Genomic DNA, 25575 nt, shown 5'->3' on the forward strand with positions numbered 1-25575 from the left:
TTTTATGATAAGAATATTTACGCTTCTGGCGTATCATCTTTTGGTTCTACGGCAACTTCTTCAGAAGTTACAGCCTCAACCGTCTCGGTATTTTCCACTTCTTCTATAGCATCTAACTCTTCGTCATCTTCTACAGCTTCAATCGAAACAACTCCAACTAGAGTTTCAGCATCGCTTAAACGGATTAAACGAACACCTTGTGCATTACGACCTGTGGTTGCAACTTCAGCAGCACGGGTACGTACCAGTGTACCACCATCAGAAATCAGCATCAGTTCTTTGCTTTCGTCAATAGATACAGCACCGACAAGCTCACCATTACGTTCGCTGGTCTTGATAGCAATCACACCCTTACCACCACGTTTCTTGGTTGGGAAGTCATCCACAGGAGTACGTTTACCATAACCATTGGCACAAGCACAAAGCACTTCACCCGTTACCGGTACGACAACCAGCGAAACGATGCGGCTAACAACATTTGAATCTGATGAATCATCATTGTCATCTGTATCGTCATTTTCAACGTCTGCATCTTCCGCTTCAATGGTATTGCTTGCAAAGCTTACACGCATACCACGTACACCTTTCGCAGTACGGCCCATTGCACGAACATCTGTTTCAGCAAAACGAATGGCTTTACCTTCGTTCGAGAACAGCATGATTTGCTGTTGGCCATCGGTAATTGCAACACCAATAAGCGTATCTTCTTCGTTCAATTCGATCGCACGTAGACCATTTGAACGAACGTTGCTAAATTGACTCAATTCAACACGTTTTACCGTACCTGATGCAGTTGCCATAAACACATAGTGGTTTTCAGGGAATTCTGTCAACGGTAAGATTGCGGTTACGGTTTCATTTGCATCCAATGGAAGCAAATTAATAATTGGACGACCTTTTGCCCCACGAGATGCTTGAGGGACTTCAAATACTCTTAAGCGATACACTTTACCGACGTTAGTAAAACATAAGACCGTTGCATGGTTGGATGCCACAATTAAATGTTGGATGATGTCATCATCTTTCATTGAAGTTGCTGACTTACCACGACCACCACGGCGCTGCGCTTGATAATCAGAAAGTGGCTGCGTTTTCGCATAGCCTGTTTGAGAAACAGTCAATACAACCTGCTCTTCAGGAATCAAATCTTCACGGCAGAAATCAACACCAGACTCGACAATTTCTGTACGACGTCCATCACCATATTGCTGCAAGATTAAAGCAAGCTCTTCACGGATCACATTCATCAATAAATTAAAATCATTGAGAATTGCTGTTAATTCAGCGATTTGACCTAAGATTTCAGAATATTCTGCATGTAACTTGTCTTGTTCTAGACCTGTTAAACGATGCAAACGTAATTCTAAGATTGCTGCAACTTGCGTAGGTGACAAGCGATAAATATCACCAGCCAGACCAAATGGACGCGCAGGATCTTCACCTTCAATCTCATCTGGACGAACAGAAATCGCACCCGCTTTTTCAAGCAATGCAACCACACCACCGCCTGCCCACTCACCTGCCTGTAAACGCTCGCGAGCTTCAGCAGGGTTTGCAGAGGTTTTAATGGTTTCAATAATGGCATCAATATTTGCCAAAGCAACCGTTAAACCTTCTAAGATATGCCCACGCTCACGTGCTTTACGCAATTCAAACATGGTACGGCGAGTCACCACTTCTTGGCGATGACGAATAAATGCCGCAATAATATCTTTCAGGTTCATCAACTTAGGCTGACCATTGTCTAGGCAAACCATGTTGATGCTGAACGAATTTTGTAGTTGTGTATGCAGGAATAAGTTATTCACTGCCACTTCTGCATTTTCGCCACGTTTCAAGTCGATGGCGATACGCATACCGTCTTTATCAGACTCGTCACGAAGCTCTGAAATACCTTCAAGTTTCTTTTCTTTGACTAACTCGGCAATACGCTCAATGGTTTTTGCCTTGTTGACTTGATAAGGAATTTCAGTAAATACGATCGTGGTACGACCCGTTTTCGGGTCTTCTTCAAAGTGATATTTACCACGAATATGCAAACGACCTTTACCTGTACGATAGGCATCAACAATGCCTGACTTACCGTAAATAATACCGCCTGTAGGAAAATCTGGACCCGTGATATGCTCCATCAAACCTTCGATAGAAATATTCGGGTTATTGGCATAGGCCAAACATGCATTCACGACTTCTGTCATGTTATGCGGCGCCATATTGGTCGCCATACCGACCGCAATACCCGTCGTACCATTAATCAAAAGATTTGGAATACGTGTCGGCATCACTTGTGGAATACGTTCAGAACCGTCGTAGTTATCTTCCCAATCAACAGTATCTTTTTCTAAGTCTGCCAAAATTTCATGGGTTAACTTTTGCATACGAACTTCGGTATAACGCATTGCTGCTGCGCTATCACCGTCAACAGAACCGAAGTTACCCTGACCATCAACCAACATATAACGTAAGCTGAAGTTCTGCGCCATACGAACGATTGTTTCGTATACTGCACTGTCACCATGAGGGTGATATTTACCGATCACGTCCCCGACAACACGAGCAGACTTTTTGTACGCTTTGTTATAATCATTGCCCAATTCGTGCATCGCAAATAAAACGCGACGATGAACAGGTTTTAGACCGTCTCTAACATCTGGCAATGCACGAGATACAATTACGCTCATGGCGTAATCTAGATATGAATGCTTGAGTTCGTCCTCAATGGCAATCGGTCTGATTTCCGATACGCTCATGCATACTCCTTGTTTACAGATAGAGAGTTCTACCTGTTTTTATGTCTTCAATCTTGCAAAAATTTAGCTCAAGAGCTTGAACTAAAAATAAAAAATACAGCGAAAAATTATAGCATAAAGGACAAACTAACTGTGAGTTTAAACTTTGAAAAATAGCATTTTTTTACAATAAAAATTATATATAAATTAACAACTTAAAATTATCAAATACAAGACCGACAGATAAAAATAGATTCTCATCCATTTTGGGCAAAAGATCATCAAATGATGAGATAAAAGTAATGAATTTAATGCACGAATTTCAATTCGGCTCAACCTCAAAAATTAAGCTGAGCCATATCCAATGATTTAAGACTAGGAACTCGACTTGGCTTGATTTGAAAGCTGTTCTAACCCAGCCACTTTTACTCGATCTTTCTTCATGAAATAAAATGCCATGAAGAATAAGGCAAAAATAAAAGGGGTTTCATACAACTCTTCTACAATGTCCTGATTCATAACATCACTGAATAACCATGTATAAATAAAGCGGTGATGCTCAACACTATCAGCAAAAAATAAAGATAGGATTGCAATCAATAAATACCAAAATGGAAACTTCACTTGGTGAAACTTATACTCAATTTCAGCGCGTAAATGAGAAGAAAACAGCATCAGAACGACTGGAGCGATAACAAAAACAGAAATAACGCGGTAGTAAATATGAGGAACTTCTGGGAAGAAATCACGCCCCCAACTGATACTGCGCCCAAAAAACATAAACCACCAAGCGATTGCCCACATCCAGAACCATTTCTTTTGCTCTGTGAGTGTTTTAGGCTTCATATAGAACCACGTAAATGGAACACAGGCCAAAAGTACAAGCGCTTGAATATCTTCAATCAGATGCACATTCCATGTCAGTAGCAATGGCCCTTCTGCTATTGCCAAAAATGCAGTGATCAATAATAGGGAGAATAGGATCAATGCCATTATATTAAAACGGAAATCAAATTTCATTATTCAACAAAGACGATCTAAAACAAAAGATTAGCAAAAGTGTACTAATGAGTACACTTTAAGCTTAATTGAAATTACTCATTAAAAAAATTAAAAAATAATTAAATTTAAATCAATCACTTATTTAAGCACAAAATTGTTCCATAAATAAAACGCTCTGTTTCACGAGCCTTTCCTCTGCACCCATAGAATTAAAGTTGAAGTTTTCGAGATATAGGACAGGAAACCCCTCCCTTCTTCCCAGCAATTAAAAAATCTAGCCTTTACTTTTATGGGCGATATTGTGTAGCAATCCATTGGTAAGTCAGGTTTTTTTTACCAATATGACCAATTCCAGGAAAAGCGACATGCGCGGCACCAATCCACCATTGATGCAGGTAAGCTTGCTCAAAAATATTTTTACGGACAGCGATTGCATGTTTAGAGTTGGTATCAGGTTTATAACTTGCTTCAGGATAGGGAAATTGCACTGCTGCATAATGCACCACATCCCCCAAACCCAGAAACTTTTGTCCATTCTGTCCGTCAACCAAATAAGATGAATGACCTTCGGTATGACCATGGGTACTGATCAATTCAACATTCGGGACTTTAAACGAAGCTGTGGTAAAAGCAACCAACCGCCCTGCCTGTTGATAAGGCTTCAATGCATCACGGGTCATTTTAAATAAAGGTTTAAAGAAATTAGTGGCTTTTGCTTCATTCTTGGCTGATGTCCAGTAATCCACATCTTCTTTGGCTAAGTAGACTTTAGCATTTGGATAAACCATTTTCCCATCCAGCGTAATTCCACATAAATGATCAGGGTGCGCATGGGTAATTAAAATGGTATCAATTTGCTCTGGTTGTACCCCCGCCTTTTTCAAATTTTCAGGGACATGGCCCAAGCTTGGGCCAAAACATTTTGCCGTGCCTGCATCAATTAAAATATTTTGTGTTGGTGTTTGCACCAGATAGGCTGAAAAATCAGTCACAATCTGATTGTGTTCATCGACAGGTACAAAATTCTCTTCGAATAGCTGATTGGCTTTCTCTGACGAGATACCTAACAAATCACTGCGCGGCAGCCCCAGTTCACCATCAAATAAAGCCGTGACTTTCAGGTTCCCAACGGGCTGTAAAAAATATCCATCGACCTGTTGTCGCTTTGGTTTTGATTCAGCATATGTTGTACCAACACTAAACAGTAGTGCGATTAGGATAGGTTTTAATAATTTCACACTCATCACCTTGATATTTGATTGATTTAAATCTAACTATTTTTCGTGATAAAAATCGCTCAATCATCTATGTGAATCGCTCATTCTAAATCAGCCCAAAGATAAAACGGCAGGATCGACTTGATAGCGCTGCATAAACCGTTCACGAAATGTTGCTGTAGATTGATAACCTGATTTTGCTGCAATCGTTTTCATCGGTAGCTTGTTTGAGTACAACAATTCCAATGCATAAGCAAGCCGCGCATGGGTAATGATCTCTCGCAAGGAAGTCTGCTCATGACTCAATTTACGACGTAGTGTGGCACTGCTCAAACCCAAGCGCATTTCAATTTCACTGGATTGCCATTGATGCTGCGGATCATCGATAACCCACTGGTAAATTTGTTTCGATAATTTTGGTGGAGGGAGAATGAGGACATCTGCACAGTGCTGTTGACATAACTGTACCAGTATCGCGGCAATCGATAAGCGCGCTTTTACGAAGTCCTGCTCAAATAGCGCTGTTTGCCATTCAAAAAGATGGACGGCAAAGTCATGGATTGAAAATCGTAAGATTGCTGCTGTTTTATCAGTAATTGGCTTAGCCCAAATCATTTGTGCTGCATGAATCACTTCTTCACACATTGGTACCAGAATCGTCAAATATTCCCCTGTGTTTGGATCTGGGATATTGAACGTATCCGCAATGGTATCTGGCTTGATGATAAAAAGATCACCGACATTGAGATCGATCTGGTGGTTATAAACATTCAACTGCTGTTGCCCATGTAGAATAATCCCCATGTGCAATTGATTCACTTGAATATTTGACAGACCATGCTGATTTTTCGCCCGAATACACAAATAATCCCGCGCCATATCTGCACGTGCTAATTTCACAAGTGAACCATGCAAATCATCAGCATCAATGGAAACAGAAGAATCAATATTCATAATCATGAAAATAAAAAAAGCCCTTGTGCAATTTATAGCACAAGGGCTTTTCTAGAATAAGTAGCAGGCTGTAAATTACAACTTGCTGACCAATTCTGGAACAACAGTATTCAAATCACCAACTAACCAGTAGTCAGCAACGCTGTTGATTGGCGCTTCTTCGTCTTTGTTGATTGCAACAATAACTTTAGAATCTTTCATACCTGCCAAGTGCTGAATCGCACCAGAGATACCAATCGCCATATAAAGATCTGGAGCAACGATTTTACCTGTTTGACCTACTTGGAAGTCGTTTGGTACGAAGCCAGCATCTACCGCAGCACGTGAAGCACCTTGAGCAGCGCCAAGCTTATCTGCTAATGGATCAAGTACTTTGTGGTAGTTCTCACCAGAACCAACACCACGACCACCAGAAACAACGATACGTGCAGCAGTTAACTCTGGACGATCAAGTTTCACGATTTCTTCGCTTACAAACGTAGAGATACCAGCATCTTTCGCTTCTGCAACCGCTTCAACTGCAGCTGAACCACCTTCAGCAGCAACAGCATCAAATGCTGTACCACGAATTGTACCAACGATGATTGCTTCATCAGATTGAACAGTCGCGATTGCATTACCTGCATAAATTGGGCGCTTGAAGGTATTCGCAGATTCAACAGCAATAATATCTGAAATCATGCTTACATCAAGAAGTGCAGCAACGCGTGGAAGAATGTTCTTACCCGTCGTTGTAGAAGCAGCTAATACGTATTTGTATCCGCCTTTTGCGATGTCAGCAACTAAGCCAGCAACGTTTTCGGCCAATTGGTTTGCATAAGCAGCATTGTCAGCAAGTAATACTTTGCTCACACCAGCAACTTTAGCAGCAGCGTCTGCAACTGCTTGAGCGCCAGAACCAGCAACTAATACAGTAATATCACCACCGATTTTTTGAGCTGCCGCAACAACGTTTAAAGTTGCACCGTTAAGTGTCTGGTTGTTGTGATCAGCGATAACTAAAATACTCATGATTTTATCCTTCTGTATTAGATCACTTTCGCTTCGTTTTTCAATTTTTCAACAAGCTCGTCTACCGACTTCACTTGTACGCCAGCTTTACGTTCAGCAGGTGCTTCAACTTTAATTGTTTTAAGTTTAGTACCCGTTGCAACGCCATAATCAGCAGGTGATTTAGTATCAAGTGGCTTTTTACGCGCTTTCATGATGTTTGGAAGAGCAGCATAACGTGGCTCATTCAAACGTAAGTCAGTGGTGATGATTGCTGGTAATGCAAGCTCAACAGTTTGCAAACCACCATCCACTTCACGAGTTACCTGAACTTTACCGCCATCAACTTTAACTTCAGATGCGAAAGTACCTTGACCTGCACCAAGTAAAGCACCAAGCATTTGACCTACTTGGTTAGAGTCATCATCAATTGCTTGTTTACCAAGAAGAATAAGTTCTGGTTTTTCAGCATCAACAACGCCTTTCAAGATTTTAGCAACTTCTAAAGCGCCAACTTCATCAGCAGTTTCAACTAAAATACCGCGGTCAGCACCTAAAGCCATTGCAGAACGAATTTGTTCTTGAGCGTCTTTAGAACCCACTGAAACAACAACGATTTCAGAAACTGTTCCTTTTTCTTTTAAGCGAACCGCTTCTTCCACTGCGATTTCACAAAATGGGTTGATTGACATCTTAACGTTGGTAAGGTCAACCCCACTATTGTCCGGCTTAACACGAACTTTAACGTTGGCATCAACCACACGTTTTACAGCGACAAGAGCCTTCATGTAATCCTCGGCTGTTCTAAGCAAGTAAATGTAATGAAGAGCATTCTAACTCTTCGATCGAAACTTTTTAGGTGCCCTATCTTGCAATGTATTTGGCATTTCGGTCAAGTCACAATTTCCGCTACAGCTATAAAAAAGATGAAACGCTCAGTTCACATATTGAAAATAGTTATCCATTTTATAAATTTAGTTAACAAGAATAATAGATATTAAACTTTGATTTTTTTAATATTTTATAAAATTCAATGATCTAAAACAGGCTTTTTCGATCTTGCCCACGCGCACTGTAACGGATCATTTCGAGTAAAAACTGACGGCTTTAAGGTTTTGCAAAAATGTGGCAATTAAGTAAGAACAACAATTCAACAGATATTGCGAATAAAGTGGAAAAGTCATCGATGATTAAACGCTCAAATTTGCAACATAATATATCAAGATTTAGCTTTTTTGCGCGCGCGGATGTGTTTGATCATAAACTTTGGCCAGTTGCTCAAAGTCAACATGGGTATAAATTTGGGTGGTCGATAGATTACTGTGTCCCAGCATCTCCTGCACAGACCGTAAATCACCACTGGCTGAAAGCATGTGGCTGGCAAAACAATGACGCAATAAATGTGGATGCAGATCGACATTCACGCCTGCGCGTTGCGCCTGTAGTTTGACTCGATTTTCAATCTGTCGAGATGTTAAGGCATTGCCCCGTTGCGAAATAAAAACTGCTGACTCAGCATTAAAGCCACCTTGCCAAATCCGATAGATTTTCAGCCACTCCACTAGACTGTCTTTGGCCTTAGTCCCGAATGGAACGATCCGAGTTTTGTTACCTTTACCTGTAATACGTAGCAGCTGTCGATTAAAATCAATATCTTTAACCGTTAAACCCTGCAATTCAGCCAAACGCAAACCACTTGAATATAACAATTCAAGCATCGCTTTATCACGTAACCATAGTTGTTGTTCAAGCGGCTTCTCGGGAGCCATTTGATCTAAGATTTGATGTACAGTTTCAATGTCAATCATCCCCGGTAAAGGTCGTGGCTGACGTTTTAATTTAAAATCTTCAGATGGATTCTGCTCTAGATATTGGCCTTGTTCTGCCCACTTCATAAATTGACGAATTGAAGTCAAATGACGCTGCAAGCTACTACTACTCAGTTGATCTCGTTCAACCCGATTAGCCAGATACTCTCTCAAATCCGATGCTTCAATATCTTGCAGTTGTAATTGTTTATATTCGCAAAACTGAAAGAAATCGGTTAAATCACGTTGATAGGCCGCAATCGTATGTTCAGATTGATTTTGAATCATTCGTTCTTTTAACCACATGGACAGCAGTTTTTCTGGGCTTTCCAAATCGCTCTCCAAAGTTATGCAAATATTAACAACTACAGTCTAACAAATTTTTTTCCAAATCAAGCTAAACAAGTCTCGAAGCAGATCTATTGCTGTACTACAATTCTTATATCAGTATGAAATAGCAGCTCTTATCATGTTCACAACCCTTATTCCTTATCTGATCGCCATTACCTTGCTGACACTTACGCCTGGCCTTGATACCACGCTTATCATTCGTACAGCAACATTAGAAGGTAAAGCGAAAGCATTCCAAGCTGCATTGGGTATTAATTTGGGCTGTATCGTCTGGGGTGTGATTGTAGCCTGTGGTTTAGGGGCTTTATTGATGACCTCCGACCTTGCTTTCAATGCCTTAAAGTGGATGGGCGCAATTTATTTGACATGGTTAGGTTTAAATCTGCTGTTAAAACCACGCACCCAACTTGCAAATATCAATGAAACGACCGCAACGCAGAACTGGTTTATTAAAGGCTTCTGGGGCAATTTACTCAACCCGAAAGTCGGTATTTTTTATATCTCATTTTTACCGCAGTTCATTCCACAGTCTTCCTCACCAGTCATTTGGACCATGGGTTTAGTGATGATTCATGTGCTGATTGGCTTTATTTGGTCCATTTTCCTGATCTCCGCGATGCAGTCCATTTCTGGCTATTTAAAACGGCCAAAATTCATTAAATATATGGATCGCATCACTGGCAGTATTTTTATCCTGTTTGCATTGAAACTGGCATTCAGCAAACGATAAACAATAAAAAGCGCGTTGATTAAAACGCGCTTTTTTAAATCTTAGATCATTAGCCTTGGAAATATCTTAAATCCAAACGGGCATCATAAACATGTGTGGTTGGACCTGTCATCCAGACCACATCACCTTCACGCCAAGCGATATGTAACTTACCACCTGCAAGTTGAACTTCAACTTCATTGGCTAACAAACCCTGACGCATGCCACTGACAGCGGCTGCACAAGCACCTGTACCGCACGCTAGGGTTTCCCCTACACCACGTTCGAACACACGTAAACGGATATGCTTTTCATCGATGATTTGCATAAACCCTGCATTCACACGTGCAGGAAAACGTGCATGTGATTCCACTTGTGGTCCAATGCGCTCAACATCCGCAGTCAATACATCAGGAACAATGGTGACCGCATGCGGATTTCCCATGTTCACCACATCAATATTAATGCTTTGATTGTCAGCGAGTGCCAATCCATATAAGCCTTCGATATCTTCATGCTCTTGGGTCACAAATGGAATTTCTTCTGGAAGAAACTTCGGTTGCCCCATATTGACGCGCACCCAACCATTGGCACCCAATTCAGGCTCAACGATACCTGCTTTGGTTTGCACACGAATCTTGGTTTTGGTCGTGAGTTGACGCTCATGTACAAAACGAGCGAAACAACGCACGCCATTACCACACTGCTCTACTTCTGAGCCATCAGCATTAAAGATTCGATATTTAAAATCAACATCTGGCAAATCAGGTGGTTCAACGATCAGTAGTTGATCAAAGCCCACACCAAAATGACGATCAGCTAATCGCTGAATCGTCACTGTATCTAAATAAGCTCGCTGGGTAACGAGGTCAACGACCATAAAATCATTGCCCAAACCATGCATTTTGGTAAATTCTAAATACATCTCAATTTACTCCTCAGGCAACAAACGCTCTTTTTCCCAAAGTGATTCTATGGTTTCACGTTCACGAATTAAATAGGCTTGATCACCACTGACCATAACTTCAGCAGCACGGCCACGAGTGTTATAGTTCGAGCTCATCACAAACCCGTATGCACCTGCACCGAGTACTGCCAACACATCATTTTCCTGAAGGGCCAAGTCACGCTCTTTACCCAAGAAATCACCTGTTTCGCAGATGGCACCGACCAAATCCCAAGTTTTCACTTCAACATCAGCATTCGGGTTCACCGATTGAATATCCATCCAAGCTTCATATAAAGCGGGACGAATTAAATCATTCATCGCTGCATCAATAATGGCAAAGTTGCGGTGATTGGTTGGTTTTAATAGATCAACTTTGGTTAATAATGCACCTGCATTCGCCGAAATACTACGCCCTGGTTCCATATAGACTTTCAAGCCAAGCTTCTCTAAAGCGGGACGCATCGCATTGGCATATTCTTCAACGCTTGGTGGCGTTTCATCTTTATAACGCACACCTAAACCACCACCGATATCAATATGTTTGAGGTTGATACCTAAGTTTTTCAATTGCTCAATCATCAAAATGACACGATCAAGTGCATCGACAAATGGTTTGGTTTCAGTCAACTGCGACCCAATATGACAATCAATCCCAACAATCTCAAGATTTGGCAATGAAGCTGCATATTGATAAGTTTCATCAACCGTATCGCTTGGAATACCAAACTTGTTTTCTTTCAACCCAGTCGAGATATAAGGATGCGTTTTTGCATCAACATCTGGGTTTACACGTAAAGAAATCGGTGCTTTTTTGCCTAATTTCGCTGCTACTTTTTGAATGCGATCTAGCTCAGCATGTGACTCCACATTGAAGCATGCAATCCCAACATTCAAGGCTTTTTCAATATCTGCTTCAGATTTGCCCAAACCAGAGAATACGATTTTTGCAGGATCACCCCCTGCCGCCAATACGCGTGCTAACTCTCCACCGGTCACGATGTCAAAGCCTGCACCTACTTTCGCCAATACATTCAACACAGCCAAATTTGAGTTTGACTTCACTGCATAACAGATTTGATGATCAATAAAATCAAAAGCACGGTGCATATCCAAGTAATGCTTTTCAAAAGTTGCTTTTGAATAAACATACAAAGGCGTGCCGTATTGCTGTGCGAGCTGATCCAGTGAACATTGCTCAGCATGCAATACTCCATTAATGCGAGTGAAACTCATGAAGATGTCCTTATTTACAAACTTAAGGTGAGATGGTCTGTGATTGAGTCGTTGAAGACGTCGCTGGGCTTTCCATTTTTACATCATCTGCTTTGCTTGCTGACGATGCTTTCGCCTGAGATGCTTCATTTTTATAAAGCAGATATTTTGCACGGTTGTCGTAGTTTGGATCAGATGGCAATTGCAATGCACCTGACTGACCACATGCAGTTAAAACCACACTGCTGAGCAATAAACTGATTGAACAAATGACTTTAAGCATCTGAGCACCTAACTTTTACAATTCGGAGCAGTATAGCGTGATCATCAGATTGGCTAAAGTCTAAACTTCAATGAATAAAACAATTAAGCATAAAAAACGCCGACCCTCAAGTCGACGTTTTCATCATTCATTGGCTAAAAGCTTACTTTTTCTTATAGAAGAAATAACCAATGGCCAAAATCACGAACCAGATTGGACTGACTTTTAATGATTCTAAAGTCGTTTCATCCAACGCTAGGAAGTAAATTGTTGCAAGGAAGAATAAAATCACAACCCAACATGTAAACACGCCGCCAGGCAATTTAAATGTAGACTGTGCATGTAGTTCAGGACGATTTTTGCGGTAGTTAATATAACTCCACATGATAATGATCCATACACAGATGAACAGAATCGTTGATAACGTCGTCGCTAAAGTAAACGCTGTAACTTCGTCATTGGTACCCGTTTGTAATTTATAAACAAACTGTACAAATGCACCGATAAAGATACAGATTGACGAGAAAATCAATGCTTTTGCAGGTACCGCAGATTTAGACAGCTTTCCGAATAGTTTAGGTGCTTGATTATCTCCAGATAAACCAAACAACATACGACTGGTCGAGAAGACACCACTGTTCATTGATGACATGACCGAAGACAACACCACCAAGTTCATAATGATCGCAGCAGATGCAATTCCCGCTTGCGAGAAGATATTGACGAATGGACTTACTTTAGGATTAATTTGATCCCAAGGTGTCACACACATCACCACGAACAATGCCAATACATAGAAAATAATGATACGAATTGGAATCGAGTTAATCGCTTTTGGTAAATTGCGTTTTGGATCTTGTGTTTCAGCAGCAGTTGTACCTACCAATTCCACACCAACAAAGGCGAAAATCGCAATCTGGAAACCAGCCAAGAAACCATCCAAGCCTTTAGGGAACATGCCACCATGTGTCCATAAGTTAGATACACTAGCAACGGTACCTGTAGTGCTGGTAAATCCAGTAAAGATCATCCATAAACCAACAGCAATCAAGACAATAATCGCCGTGATCTTCACCATTGCAAACCAGAACTCCATTTCACCAAACAGCTTTACGGTGACCAAGTTCAAGCCAAGTACGAATAGAATAGCGACGGTACTAATCAGTAAACCACCAGCCGCACTGAAGGATTCACCACCATTAAAGAATTCGAGATAATAAATAATAGCGGATAAATCTGCGATACCAATTGTGACCCAGCAGAGCCAGTAGGTCCAACCAACAAAATAGCCAGCCCAAGGACCAATTAAATCCGTCGATAAATCGATAAAAGATTTATAGTTTAAGTTTGATAGTAATAATTCCCCTAATGCGCGCATTACAAAGAACACCATCAAACCAATTGTCATGTAAATAAACAGAATTGATGGTCCAGCTAAACTAATTGTTTTACCAGATCCCATGAACAATCCTGTTCCGATTGCACCACCAATCGCGATCAACTGTAAATGTCGATTGGACAGACTACGGTGCAGTTCTCCATTTTCATTAGATGAACCAAGGAATTCATTTGACATTGTTATATTCAACTCTCAAGTTTTATGTCACAAAATTAGCCTAAAAACTTAACAATAGAAAAAGTTTTTTCGGCTTTTCTTCACAATTTTAAAATTTCAACAGCTTTTAGCTTCATTTTTAATCATCTTTTCCCGTTTTATAAACCTCTGTACACATTTCCATGTAAGTAGCAGTTTACGTGCCAAAATCAACTTTTGCGACAGTTATAGATAAAATTTGTATTTCCGATTGGCTATTGTTACATTTTCAACAATTTTATTGATCTATCACCGAATATGAGCAAAGTTAAAAGCGTTTATCGTTGCGAACAATGTGGCGCAGACCATCCGAAATGGGCAGGTCAATGTTCAGAATGTGGTGAATGGAACAGTCTGACTGAGGTTCGTTTAGAAACCACCACCACCCATCGAGCTCGCCCGAAAGTGGGTGGTTATGCTGGACAAGTAGCCAATATCACTACACTCAATCAAATCTCGGTCTCGCACGAAACCCGTTTGCAAACGGGAATCAGTGAGTTTGATCGTGTATTGGGTGGCGGCTTGGTCACAGGCTCTGTGGTACTGATTGGCGGTGATCCAGGTATTGGTAAATCAACCATCCTGCTGCAAACCGCAACACACATGGCCAGTAAAAAAAGCTCAGCGCTTTATGTGACTGGTGAGGAATCACTTTCACAAGTCGCCTTGCGTGCACAACGTTTAGATCTCCCTACAGACTCACTTAAAGTCATGGCGGAAACTTGTGTCGAGCGCATTTGTGAAGTACTTGCACAAGAACGTCCTGCTGTTGCAATTTTGGACTCAATTCAAACCTTATATACCGAAACACTGCAATCGGCACCAGGTGGCGTCTCACAAATCCGTGAGTCTGCTGCCCTGCTCACTCGGTTTGCCAAAAATAGTGGCACAGCTTTATTCCTTGTCGGTCATGTCACCAAAGAAGGTGCATTGGCAGGTCCACGTGTTTTAGAACATATGGTCGATTGTGTACTTTATTTTGAAGGTCAATCCGACTCCCGTTATCGCATGATCCGTGCCGTCAAGAACCGTTTTGGTGCAGTCAATGAATTGGGCGTATTTGCGATGACCGATAAAGGTCTACGCGAGGTTGCCAATCCATCTGCTATTTTCCTGAGTCGCTATGATGAAGCTATTCCAGGTTCAATCGTGATGATTAGCCGTGAAGGAACTCGCCCACTGTTGGTTGAAGTTCAGGCGCTGGTGGATGATGCACACGGACAACCCCGTCGAGTGGCATTGGGTTTGGAGCAAAACCGTTTAAACATGTTGCTTGCAGTGATGCACCGACACGGTGGTGTGCAAACTTCAGGGCAAGACGTCTATGTCAATGTAGTGGGTGGTTTAAAGATTACTGAAACAGGCTCTGACTTAGCTGTTTTGCTTGCCTGTGCCTCAAGCTTGAGAGGCAAAGCCCTACCGCAACAATTAGCGGTGTTTGGTGAAGTTGGTTTATCTGGGGAAATTCGTCCCGTACCCAATGGCCAAGAACGCCTGAAAGAAGCGGCAAAACATGGCTTTAAATATGTGATTTTACCCAGAGGCAACGCACCGCAAAAAGCTATTGAAGGCGTGCAAATCATTGCAGTTGCCCGTTTACATGAAGCCTTGACCGAAGCCATGCAGTTGAGTGATGAGTTGCTATGATGCCTTGACATAAAAAAACATACTTTTCTAGTTGAAATTACATCGAAATACCTGCATAAATACATTTACAAATTGAATTTAAATAGGAATTTTCGATGCAAGTACATCAGCGTGGCTTGATGGCAGCTCTTTTAATGGCAACTTTGGTTGCTGCACCGCTTGCGGAAGCAAAGCGTGCAGGTGGCGGTAAAAGCCACGGCATGAGCAGATCTAGTTCATCTAGCCAATCTTACCAGCCATCTCGTCAAGCAACTCCAGCACCTCAACAACAAACTGCACCACAGAAATCTGGTCCAGGTGTAGGTACGATGGTTGCTGCAGGTGTCGCAGGTGCTGCAGTGGGTGCAGTTGCTGCAAACGCATTGGCAGATGACAAGCAACAAAATCCAACAGCAACTGAGCAACAAGCCAATGCTCAAGCGCAGCAACAGGAAGAAAAAGGTGGCGTTCCTAGCTGGCTTTGGGTTCTTCTTGCTGCAGCGATCGCCTTCTTTGTTTTCCGCAAATTAGGCGCAAAAAAAAAATTAGCAGCCAATAATCCATACGCACCAAACAATGGCGGTCAAAACAACTTTGGCCGTCAAACACCACCGCAGCCTGCTGCACGTCAAGCAGCAACTGACAATACCAATATTTTTGGTCAATCTGTAGGTGGTGGTACTGCTGCGCCACAAGCGCCATTTGGTGCTGCATCAATGAGTAGTGGCAACCAATTACCAGATGGTACTGAACCTGCTGCGTTCTTACGCATTGCACGCCAACGTTTTAACCACATTCAATCGGTGAACAGTGCGAGCAATGTCGAAGAAATTCGTCGTTATTTAACACCTGAGCTTTATAACTCAATGTATAGCGATATTATGGCGAACCAAGATCAAGACGTGGCTGAATTTAGCAACCTCAATGCAATGGTTGTCGAAAGCTCTACTGAAAATGGTCAATACGTCGTGAGCGTACGCTTTACAGGTACCGTGAGTGAAGACTTAAACAGCTTGCCTCAGCCATTTGCTGAAATCTGGCATTTTGTTAAGCCTGCTGGCTCACAGCAAGATTGGGTTGTTGCGGGTATTCAACAAGCTTAATTACGTTGATTGAATAAAAGAGCTGTTTCGACAGCTCTTTTTTTATGGCTTGGCTTTGAGCAAAGCTAAAAAAAGCCACTCTCTATATCGGAGAATGGCGGAGTGTAAATAGAACAACGCTTGACACTTATTATAATAATGAAACAACACAACCTAGCACGATCTGTCTATTGATACTAACGGATAAGTTCATGGAAAAACTATTCCTCTTTTGGGGAATAAATGCAATTTTCTTCAGGCCATTTCCATAACGTTCAAGCCCTCTCTTCTGGAGGGCCTATCACACCTTGAATAAGCCTCTAAAAATCGCTCTCAGCAGGTTAAAGATAGACTTAAAGACTTCCCCCCTACACCATAAACAACGACAACCTTAGCAATGAAATCAGACTCGACTGATGGTGGTACATAAATTGAAGCACATAAAAAAGGCTTTGCCGAAGCAAAGCCTTTACATCTGATTTTCAGTTTAACTATTCAGGATCATGAAACAAACTGTAGGAACAACCAATATAGACCACCAGACAAGGTAATCGTTGCTGGTAACGTAAAGATCCACGCAGAAAGAATCGTTCGAACTGTTGCGAAGTTTAAACCTGATTTATTTGCAACCATGGTACCTGCAACCGCACTGTTTAAAACATGCGTTGTCGAAACTGGCATACCAAGACCATCTGCCGCAGCAATCGTACTCATCGCGACAAGCTCAGCAGACATCCCCTGACCATAAGTCATATGGTTCTTACCAATACGCTCACCCACAGTCACAACGATACGCTTCCAACCCACCATGGTGCCTAGACCAAGCGCAAGTGCAACTGCAACTTTCACCCAGTTTGGAATGTACTGAAGGAATGAATCTAAACTACTACGGTATTCTTTCACAAGTTTGGCTTGGTCTTTATCCATTTCTGGCAAAGCTTCAGCTTTATCTAAACGCTTAAACGTTGTGGTGCTTAAGTACATGTCATTACGAATTTCACTCACAGCAGCCTCAGGAATTAACTTGAGATCACCATAACCTGCAACGCGTGTACCAATATGTGCCGTCATGCTTGCAAGCGCAGGCACAACCTCAGCAGTTTGTTCTTTGGTTTGGATATATTTGGTTAATACATCACGCGCTTTCTCATCGGTCAGCTCGTTTTGATTCACATTTAAAACGGTTGCCGTCTGCGCAGAAAGCTGTTCGAATGACTGTAAATGCTGTGCATCTAAATTTTTGTTCAATGAATAAGCCAATGGAACTAAACCGATCAAGATTAACATGATTAAACCCATGCCTTTTTGACCATCGTTTGAACCATGTGCAAAACTTACACCTGTACAGGTAAAAATAAGAATTGCACGAATCACTGGTGGTGGTGGCTTATTGCCTTCTGGTGGCTGAAACAGCTCCATTTGGCGTTTAAATACTTTCTTCACCAATAAGAACAGGATTGCTGCAAACGCAAAACCGATCAGTGGAGAGAATAATAATGCCTTACCAACTTTAATCACCTGATCCATATCAATACCGCTACTGGTCGCACCAGCTGACGCGTTTAAGATATGGTTCATGATGCCCACACCCAAAATCGAACCGATTAAGGTATGTGAACTTGATGCAGGAATCCCCAAAAACCACGTGCCTAAATTCCAGAGAATCGCCGCGATTAATAGTGCAAAAACCATCGCAAAGCCAGCACCGCTGCCGACATTCATGATCATTTCTACAGGGAGTAATGCAATAATACCGTATGCAACTGCACCACTCGCCACCATAACCCCAAGGAAGTTACAGAAGCCAGCCCACATCACTGCCGCTGGAGCAGGTAATGCATTGGTATAAATAACCGTCGCTACAGCGTTTGCCGTATCGTGAAAACCATTTACAAATTCAAAGCCTAAAGCAATGAAAAGTGCCGTCGATAAAAGAATAACTGAATATAAACTTAAAGGCGGTACATGTGCCAAATCAGCACTTAACTGAAAACCGATATAAATCAGTGTTGCAACAATAATTGTCAAAAACACCGGCATAAAGAATTTCGGTGTTGGTACATGTACATTCGTCGATTTTGCCTGAGAGCTGGCAAGCGGTGAATCCGAAACAGGAGGAAGATTAGAATTCATGTAGACGGTTAGAGGATAATAAAATCCCCTGTATTGTTTAATTAAATTATGACAATTATATGACAAAGGACTGTCACATAAAGCCAAAATTTCATATTTTCATCACATTTTTTTGTATTTTTCGGCAATAAACGCACCCTATTCTTTATTTTAATCAATAAAAAACAATGAATTATAAAAAACAAAACAGCGATAGAACTGTTTGTCTGATTTTGCAACAAATGCTACGAAATATGACATCGAACTGTCATATTTCGAACAGGATGTTTTCTTTTTAAGCATTATCCAATTCAATTATGACAATTGAATGAAGCTTTTATGACATTCATTGCGTGAACTGATGAATCACTGCTGCGGCTTGTTGAAAATACACGCTTTGATCTCGCTTCTGTTACAATGCCCCTGCTTTTTATCTACATCATTGACTGGGGTTCCTTCATGTCCACGCTTGCCACCCTAAAATCACTTCTTGCCCAACGTATCCTGATTATTGATGGCGCAATGGGAACCATGATTCAACGCCATAAATTAGAAGAAGAAGATTATCGTGGTGAACGCTTTGCAGACTGGGCCTCAGACCTAAAAGGCAATAACGATTTATTGGTGTTAACTCAGCCACAGATTATCCAAGGCATTCATGAAGCGTACTTGGATGCAGGTGCTGACATCATTGAAACCAACAGCTTTAACGGCACACGTGTTTCAATGTCGGACTATCACATGGAAGACCTCGTACCAGAGATCAACCGTGAAGCAGCTCGTTTAGCGCGTGCAGCATGTGACAAATACTCAACTCCAGACAAACCACGTTTTGTTGCAGGTGTACTTGGCCCGACCTCACGTACCTGTTCGATTTCACCGAATGTAAATGACCCTGCCTTCCGTAATATTAGCTTTGATGAGCTCAAAGAAAACTATATTGAAGCAACTCATGCTTTGATTGAAGGTGGTGCAGACATTCTATTGATCGAAACAGTATTCGATACCTTAAACTGTAAAGCAGCGATTTTTGCGGTCAAAGAAGTCTTCAAGCAAATTGGTCATGAATTGCCGTTGATGATTTCAGGCACCATCACCGATGCATCAGGTCGTACCTTAACCGGTCAAACCGCAGAAGCGTTTTGGAACTCGGTTCGCCACGGTGATTTACTCTCAATTGGTTTTAACTGTGCCTTGGGTGCAGACGCGATGCGTCCACACGTTAAAACGATTTCTGATGTTGCCGATACTTTTATTTCTGCCCATCCAAACGCAGGTTTACCAAATGCATTTGGTGAATATGACGAAACCCCAGAACAAACAGCGGAATTCATTAAAGAGTTTGCCGAAAGCGGTCTCATCAATATCACGGGTGGTTGTTGTGGTACCACGCCAGATCATATCCGTGCGATTTATAACGCAGTTAAAGATATCAAGCCGCGTCAAATCCCTGAAACCAAAACTGCCTGTCGTTTAAGTGGCTTAGAACCATTTAACATTTATGATGATTCACTATTCGTGAATGTCGGTGAACGTACCAACGTGACGGGTTCAAAAAAATTCCTACGCCTCATCCGTGAAGAAAAATTTGCCGAAGCTCTAGAAGTGGCTCAGCAACAAGTTGAAGCAGGTGCACAGATCATCGATATCAACATGGATGAAGGGATGCTCGATTCGCAAAATGCGATGGTGCACTTCCTCAACCTCGTCGCATCTGAACCAGATATCTCTCGTGTGCCGATCATGATTGACTCATCGAAATGGGAAATCATTGAAGCAGGCTTAAAATGTGTACAAGGTAAACCCGTCGTCAATTCAATTTCCTTAAAAGAAGGTTATGACGAGTTTGTCGAAAAAGCACGTTTATGCCGCCAGTATGGTGCTGCGATTATTGTGATGGCCTTTGATGAAACGGGTCAGGCAGATACCGCTGCACGTAAACGTGAAATCTGTAAACGTTCTTATGATGTTTTAGTCAATGATGTCGGCTTCCCTGCTGAAGATATTATTTTTGACCCGAACGTGTTTGCCGTGGCAACAGGGATTGAAGAACACAATAACTATGGCGTCGATTTTATTGAAGCTACAGGCTGGATCAAACAGAACTTGCCGCATGCGATGATCTCAGGTGGTGTATCGAACGTTTCCTTCTCCTTCCGTGGTAATGAGCCTGTGCGTGAAGCGATTCACTCGGTATTCCTTTACCATGCCATCAAACAAGGCATGACTATGGGGATCGTGAACGCAGGTCAAATGGCGATTTATGATGATATTCCAAAAGAACTGAAAGAAGCGGTTGAAGATGTTGTTCTAAATCAGAACCAAGGTGAATCAGGTCAAAACGCGACAGAGAAACTGCTTGAAGTGGCAGAAAAATTCCGTGGTCATACGGGTGCACAACGCGAAGCGGAAAATCTAGAATGGCGTAATGAGTCGGTTGAAAAGCGTCTTGAATATGCCTTAGTCAAAGGTATCACTACGTATATCGATGAAGATACCGAAGAAGCACGCTTAAAGTCCAAACGTCCACTTGATGTGATTGAAGGCGCATTGATGGATGGTATGAACGTGGTCGGTGACCTGTTCGGCTCAGGTAAAATGTTCTTGCCACAGGTAGTGAAATCTGCGCGTGTGATGAAGCAAGCCGTGGCGTGGTTAAACCCGTATATCGAAGCTGAAAAAGGCAATGCGCAATCTAAAGGTCGTGTTTTGATGGCGACCGTAAAAGGTGACGTACACGATATTGGTAAAAATATCGTAGGTGTGGTGTTGGGTTGTAACGGTTATGACATCGTTGACCTTGGCGTGATGGTACCTGCGGAAAAAATTCTACAAACCGCGATTGATGAGAAATGTGACATCATCGGTTTATCTGGTTTGATCACTCCGTCTTTAGATGAAATGGTATTTGTTGCCAAAGAAATGCAACGTAAAGGCTTTGACATTCCATTGTTGATTGGCGGCGCAACCACCTCAAAAGCACATACTGCGGTGAAGATTGATCCTCAGTATCAAAATGATGCTGTGATCTATGTGGCCGATGCCTCGCGTGCGGTCGGTGTGGCAACTACACTGCTCTCTAAAGAAATGCGTGGCAACTTTATTGCAGAACATCGCGCTGAATATGCCAAGATTCGTGAACGCTTAGCCAACAAGCAACCGAAAGCAGCCAAACTCAGCTATGCCGAATCAATTGAAAATGGTTTTAAGGTGGATGACAACTATGTGCCACCAATTCCAAATAGTTTAGGTACGCAAGTGATTACCAATTATCCATTGGCGACCTTGGTTGAATATTTTGACTGGACACCATTCTTTATCTCTTGGAGCTTGGCGGGTAAATTCCCGAAAATCCTGACAGATGAAGTGGTCGGTGAAGCGGCAACTGATTTGTATAACCAAGCACAAGCGATGCTGAAAGACATTATCGAGAATAACCGTTTCGATGCGCGTGCTGTATTTGGTCTATACCCTGCACAACGTACAGCTGCGGATACGGTCAGCGTGTTTGATGAAGCTGGTCAAAAAGTTACGCATACTTTTGAGCATATTCGTCAGCAATCTGACAAAGTCACAGGCAAACCGAATTTATCTTTAGCGGACTTTATTAGTACTTCTAAAGAGAATACCGATTATCTCGGTGGTTTCACTGTATCGATCTTTGGTGCAGAAGAATTAGCAAATGAATATAAAGCCAAAGGTGATGATTATTCAGCAATCTTGGTTCAGTCTTTGGCTGATCGTTTTGCCGAAGCATTTGCTGAGCACTTGCATGAACGTATCCGTAAAGAATTCTGGGGCTATAAAGCCGATGAGACTTTGGGCAATGAAGAATTGATCAAAGAGAAATATGTCGGTATTCGTCCTGCACCAGGTTACCCTGCTTGCCCAGAGCATTCTGAAAAAGCGGTGTTATTTGATTGGTTAGGTTCGGAAGCGAAGATTGGTACTAAGTTGACTGAACACTTTGCGATGATGCCGCCTTCTTCTGTGAGTGGTTTCTATTACTCACACCCTGAAAGTGAATACTTTAACGTGGGTAAGATTTCTCAAGATCAGCTTGAGGATTATGCAAAGCGTAAAGGTTGGACACTGGATGAAGCGAAGCGTTGGTTAGCACCGAATTTAGATGATTCGATTGGTTAAGTTAGAATCTCCCGTCCTTCTAAAATAATGCAATAAAAATCCCTCACCTGAGGGTTTTTTATTGCATTATTTTATTAATAAATATAAATTTCAGAAAAGACTTTGGGGATTTTAATAAATGAGCAACGAAGTAAAAAGAAAGACAACTATGCTTTTACACCAAATAGAAGAAGCATTAGGAAATTTCGTATTAAATAATGGGGATATTAATTATCTAAACATAGACTCTCTTGAAAACATTCATAAAAGAGAAGTTGATAAAGGAAGAGTTTTTAATAAGAAATCCATTAAAGATGTTGTCGAAGCTACATATCTAGATGAACTATTTGGTTTTGCTTTAGATATTGCTAGAGATAGTAGTTTAATTGATTCAATTAACTACCTTTACTCTCTATTTCATCATCTTGATATTTATGAAATAAGAAATGCAATCTCTCATCCTAATAGACCATTTTGGGACTGCTACTGGTATCGAGTAGCAAGTATAGCGAGTGACCCAGTTAATGAAATTTTAGGTCTTTCAGAGGTTAAAACTGCTCTAGAATGTATTGAAAAAGGCATAATTACTGATCCTCCCGATGATTGGGTAAATAAAATTATTTGGCAAATACCTAATAATTTACCTGAACAATTTGATCATGGATTAACTGGATTAATCGGCCGCTCTAAAGAACTCAACGAACTAAAAAAGTATATATCGAATCCTAGAATTAATACTGTAGCACTTGTTGCACCAGGTGGAGCAGGAAAAACAGCTTTAGCACTAGACCTATTAAATAGCATAGTATCAACACCTAGCTTCTCTAAAACACTAGACTGTGTTGTTTTCATCACAATGAAAACAGAAAAGCTTACATCAAATGGTGTTATTAGCCTGAATTCAATTCAAACTATTGAAGAACTGAAAAATAATATTTTAGTTTCATTAAACAATATTTACGACGAAAATTTTAAGACCTTTGAAGAAGTAATTTCAAGCAAAGAAAATGAAAAAGTATTACTTTGTATAGATAATTTAGAAACTTTGCTAAGAGAACATCCTGAATCTTTTGATGAGCTAAATTATCAATTGCCACAGTCTTGGCAAGTTTTTGTAACAAGTCGAATTTCAGTTTCTAATGCTACGATATTAAGCCTGGATGCTTTAAAAGAAAGTTCTGCAATACATCTTGCAAGAACTTATCTTTCTAAAAGAGGTGGATCTGCCCTAGAGGATTCTATTTACCTACAACTAACTAAAGCATGCTTTTTCAACCCTTTAGCTATACGTTTGACTATTGATCTAATTGTAACAGGCAAGGACCTCCCCGATTCTATTAATGTTGCAAACAAAGAAATTGCTGAATTTTCATATAATAATTTAATAAATGTACTAAGTAAAAATGCTATCGAAGTATTAGAGGCTATCTTTGCCGAAGATGTATCCACAAGGCTTTCATTATGTGAGCTTTTGAATAAATCACTTGATGAAATCTCTTCTGCCGTAGGTGAATTATCAAAGACTAGCCTTATTAACCGAATATCTTCAGAACAAGGTGAATCATATAAATTGAGTGATTCTGTTCGTGATCTTCTTTTAGTATCTCCTAAGAATCTAGAAGTTAGACGATATGTTCAAGATGTAATCTTAAAAAGAAGAAATTTAGTTAATGAAATTGATATCAAGCAGAATAAGAAGGATACTCCTGAGTGGCATTCAGATTTTATTCCAAACGAAACTAATCAAACTTTAAAAATACTTATCACTCAAGTAAACAATGATTTGAGAAAGAGCCTAAAGAATATTGAAATTGCTGCCACACTATTTAGAAAACTAAGAGACTCTAAATTCATTTATGAAGGTTATGATATTTTCCATAGAGCATATGGAAGAGTTTTAGAGGTTCTAAAAGACTATAAATCAGCTGAAGAGCAATATAATTTAGCAATTCAATATAATCCAGATCACCCATCTGCACATTACTTACTTGCCAGGCTTTTTCACACTACAAATAGATTTGATTTAGCCGAAAAGACATATGAGAAACTTATAGAAATGGGCTGGGTAAATAATGAATCCTCCATTGTTCCTCTGGGAAAGTCAATTTACTCAGGTTACTTCTTAGCACTTTTATTCACAGGGCAATATGATGCAGTTTTCGAGAAAACAAAGCATTGGAAAGAAGCTGGTCCTTATAGAGCAACATTAGGAACATATAGAGCGGGAGCATGGAAAAGAAAAATAGAAAGTTTAGTTGATGAAGACCCAGAAATTACAATTGATGCATTATTGAGAGCATCTAGAATATTACAGGATGTTTTTAAAAATGATGGTTACTCTAGAACTGCAAATAAGCAAGCTATTAAAATTTTTGAAGAAATCGATTATTGTCTTTCTCGACCAATCTATTATCAAAAGTTCCCAGAAGCATGTGAAGAACTTATTCGTTTTGCATTTGATAACATTTTCGAAATTTATCAAATCAAACAAACACCACTATTAGATGAGATTATCAATAAATTTTCTGATCTTAATATACCTAATAACTTATTTCGCAACAGTAAAAGCTATAGAGAATTCAATGAAGCAGCTACTGATACATATAGTAATAAAGTAGATAAAATTTTAGTAAAAATAACTAATCGTCCAAAAGATAAGGCTAGTTTTTTATTTGCAAAAGATATTTTCGGAGAAGATTATTTTTTACATTTCGAGAGCTTCAAAAATGGAAAATGGAAAGACTGGTGTCAATTAAGTACAGGGGAAGAAGTTTTCATTCAAATTAGTAATGAGAAGGCTGATGGCAAAGCAACCAAGGCAAGTGCAATTTATTTGGAATAGTTAACTAAAAG

General features: G+C 40.7%; 17 protein-coding genes. 5 read left to right on the forward strand and 12 right to left on the reverse strand.

Annotated elements, in window-relative coordinates; translation table 11 throughout:
- Window positions 1-17: 17 nt before the first annotated feature.
- From gyrA to xerA, 7 genes are all read right to left on the reverse strand, one after another.
- A complete protein-coding gene (gene gyrA / locus MMO42_RS04555; RefSeq protein ID WP_241319476.1) occupies window positions 18-2750 on the reverse strand; it encodes a DNA gyrase subunit A in 2733 nt (910 codons plus the stop codon).
- A gap of 354 nt (window positions 2751-3104) precedes the next feature.
- Entirely contained in the window at window positions 3105-3749 is a 645-nt protein-coding gene (locus MMO42_RS04560; RefSeq protein ID WP_241319477.1) for a hypothetical protein, read from the reverse strand.
- Window positions 3750-4018: 269 nt separating this feature from the next.
- The gene (locus tag MMO42_RS04565) at window positions 4019-4969 is read right to left on the reverse strand and encodes an MBL fold metallo-hydrolase (RefSeq protein WP_241319478.1); all 951 of its coding nucleotides are present in this window, start codon (window positions 4967-4969) and stop codon (window positions 4019-4021) included.
- A 90-nt stretch (window positions 4970-5059) separates the two neighbouring features.
- Complete coding sequence (locus MMO42_RS04570) at window positions 5060-5902, reverse strand: AraC family transcriptional regulator (protein WP_241319592.1); 843 nt, start codon at window positions 5900-5902, stop codon at window positions 5060-5062.
- Window positions 5903-5977: 75 nt separating this feature from the next.
- Window positions 5978-6913: an FAD-binding protein gene (locus MMO42_RS04575; protein ID WP_005292765.1), complete on the reverse strand. Its 936-nt coding sequence runs from the start codon at window positions 6911-6913 to the stop codon at window positions 5978-5980.
- 17 nt (window positions 6914-6930) lie between these two features.
- On the reverse strand, window positions 6931-7680 hold the full coding sequence (locus MMO42_RS04580) for an electron transfer flavoprotein subunit beta/FixA family protein (RefSeq protein ID WP_004654672.1): 750 nt from the start codon (window positions 7678-7680) through the stop codon (window positions 6931-6933).
- 438 nt (window positions 7681-8118) lie between these two features.
- Window positions 8119-9006 carry a site-specific tyrosine recombinase/integron integrase gene (xerA, locus tag MMO42_RS04585; protein WP_241319593.1) on the reverse strand — a complete coding sequence of 296 codons (888 nt, stop codon included), beginning with the start codon at window positions 9004-9006 and terminating at the stop codon, window positions 8119-8121.
- Between the two features lie 163 nt (window positions 9007-9169).
- On the opposite strand from xerA, the gene MMO42_RS04590 reads away from it, so the two are divergent.
- Window positions 9170-9781, forward strand: coding sequence for a LysE family translocator (locus tag MMO42_RS04590; RefSeq protein ID WP_241319479.1), 612 nt, complete (start codon window positions 9170-9172; stop codon window positions 9779-9781).
- Between the two features lie 49 nt (window positions 9782-9830).
- Here the strand turns inward: MMO42_RS04590 and dapF are convergent, their stop codons facing one another.
- The 4 genes from dapF to MMO42_RS04610 form a co-directional block, all read right to left on the reverse strand.
- The gene (gene dapF, locus MMO42_RS04595) at window positions 9831-10685 is read right to left on the reverse strand and encodes a diaminopimelate epimerase (RefSeq protein ID WP_005292759.1); all 855 of its coding nucleotides are present in this window, start codon (window positions 10683-10685) and stop codon (window positions 9831-9833) included.
- Between the two features lie 6 nt (window positions 10686-10691).
- Window positions 10692-11942 (reverse strand): diaminopimelate decarboxylase, encoded by a 1251-nt coding sequence (gene lysA, locus MMO42_RS04600; protein ID WP_241319480.1) that lies wholly within the window; start codon window positions 11940-11942, stop codon window positions 10692-10694.
- 22 nt (window positions 11943-11964) lie between these two features.
- On the reverse strand, window positions 11965-12204 hold the full coding sequence (locus MMO42_RS04605; protein ID WP_005151714.1) for a lipoprotein: 240 nt from the start codon (window positions 12202-12204) through the stop codon (window positions 11965-11967).
- Window positions 12205-12346: 142 nt separating this feature from the next.
- Window positions 12347-13759, reverse strand: coding sequence for an amino acid permease (locus tag MMO42_RS04610; protein WP_005211422.1), 1413 nt, complete (start codon window positions 13757-13759; stop codon window positions 12347-12349).
- A 276-nt stretch (window positions 13760-14035) separates the two neighbouring features.
- Between MMO42_RS04610 and radA the strand changes: the two genes are divergently transcribed.
- Window positions 14036-15424 carry a DNA repair protein RadA gene (radA, locus tag MMO42_RS04615; protein WP_241319481.1) on the forward strand — a complete coding sequence of 463 codons (1389 nt, stop codon included), beginning with the start codon at window positions 14036-14038 and terminating at the stop codon, window positions 15422-15424.
- Between the two features lie 95 nt (window positions 15425-15519).
- Window positions 15520-16506 (forward strand): Tim44-like domain-containing protein, encoded by a 987-nt coding sequence (locus tag MMO42_RS04620; RefSeq protein ID WP_241319482.1) that lies wholly within the window; start codon window positions 15520-15522, stop codon window positions 16504-16506.
- Window positions 16507-16986: 480 nt separating this feature from the next.
- Here MMO42_RS04620 and MMO42_RS04625 read toward each other — a convergent pair whose 3' ends face one another.
- Window positions 16987-18618, reverse strand: a complete 1632-nt coding sequence (locus tag MMO42_RS04625; RefSeq protein WP_005151709.1) for an inorganic phosphate transporter — start codon at window positions 18616-18618, stop codon at window positions 16987-16989.
- A 438-nt stretch (window positions 18619-19056) separates the two neighbouring features.
- Between MMO42_RS04625 and metH the strand changes: the two genes are divergently transcribed.
- Both metH and MMO42_RS04635 read left to right on the forward strand, forming a co-directional pair.
- Window positions 19057-22743 carry a methionine synthase gene (metH, locus tag MMO42_RS04630; protein WP_241319483.1) on the forward strand — a complete coding sequence of 1229 codons (3687 nt, stop codon included), beginning with the start codon at window positions 19057-19059 and terminating at the stop codon, window positions 22741-22743.
- A 118-nt stretch (window positions 22744-22861) separates the two neighbouring features.
- Window positions 22862-25564, forward strand: a complete 2703-nt coding sequence (locus MMO42_RS04635) for a tetratricopeptide repeat protein (RefSeq protein ID WP_241319484.1) — start codon at window positions 22862-22864, stop codon at window positions 25562-25564.
- Window positions 25565-25575 lie beyond the last annotated feature (11 nt).

It is taken from the genome of Acinetobacter sp. ANC 3882, from assembly GCF_022549545.1.
GTDB lineage: Bacteria > Pseudomonadota > Gammaproteobacteria > Pseudomonadales > Moraxellaceae > Acinetobacter.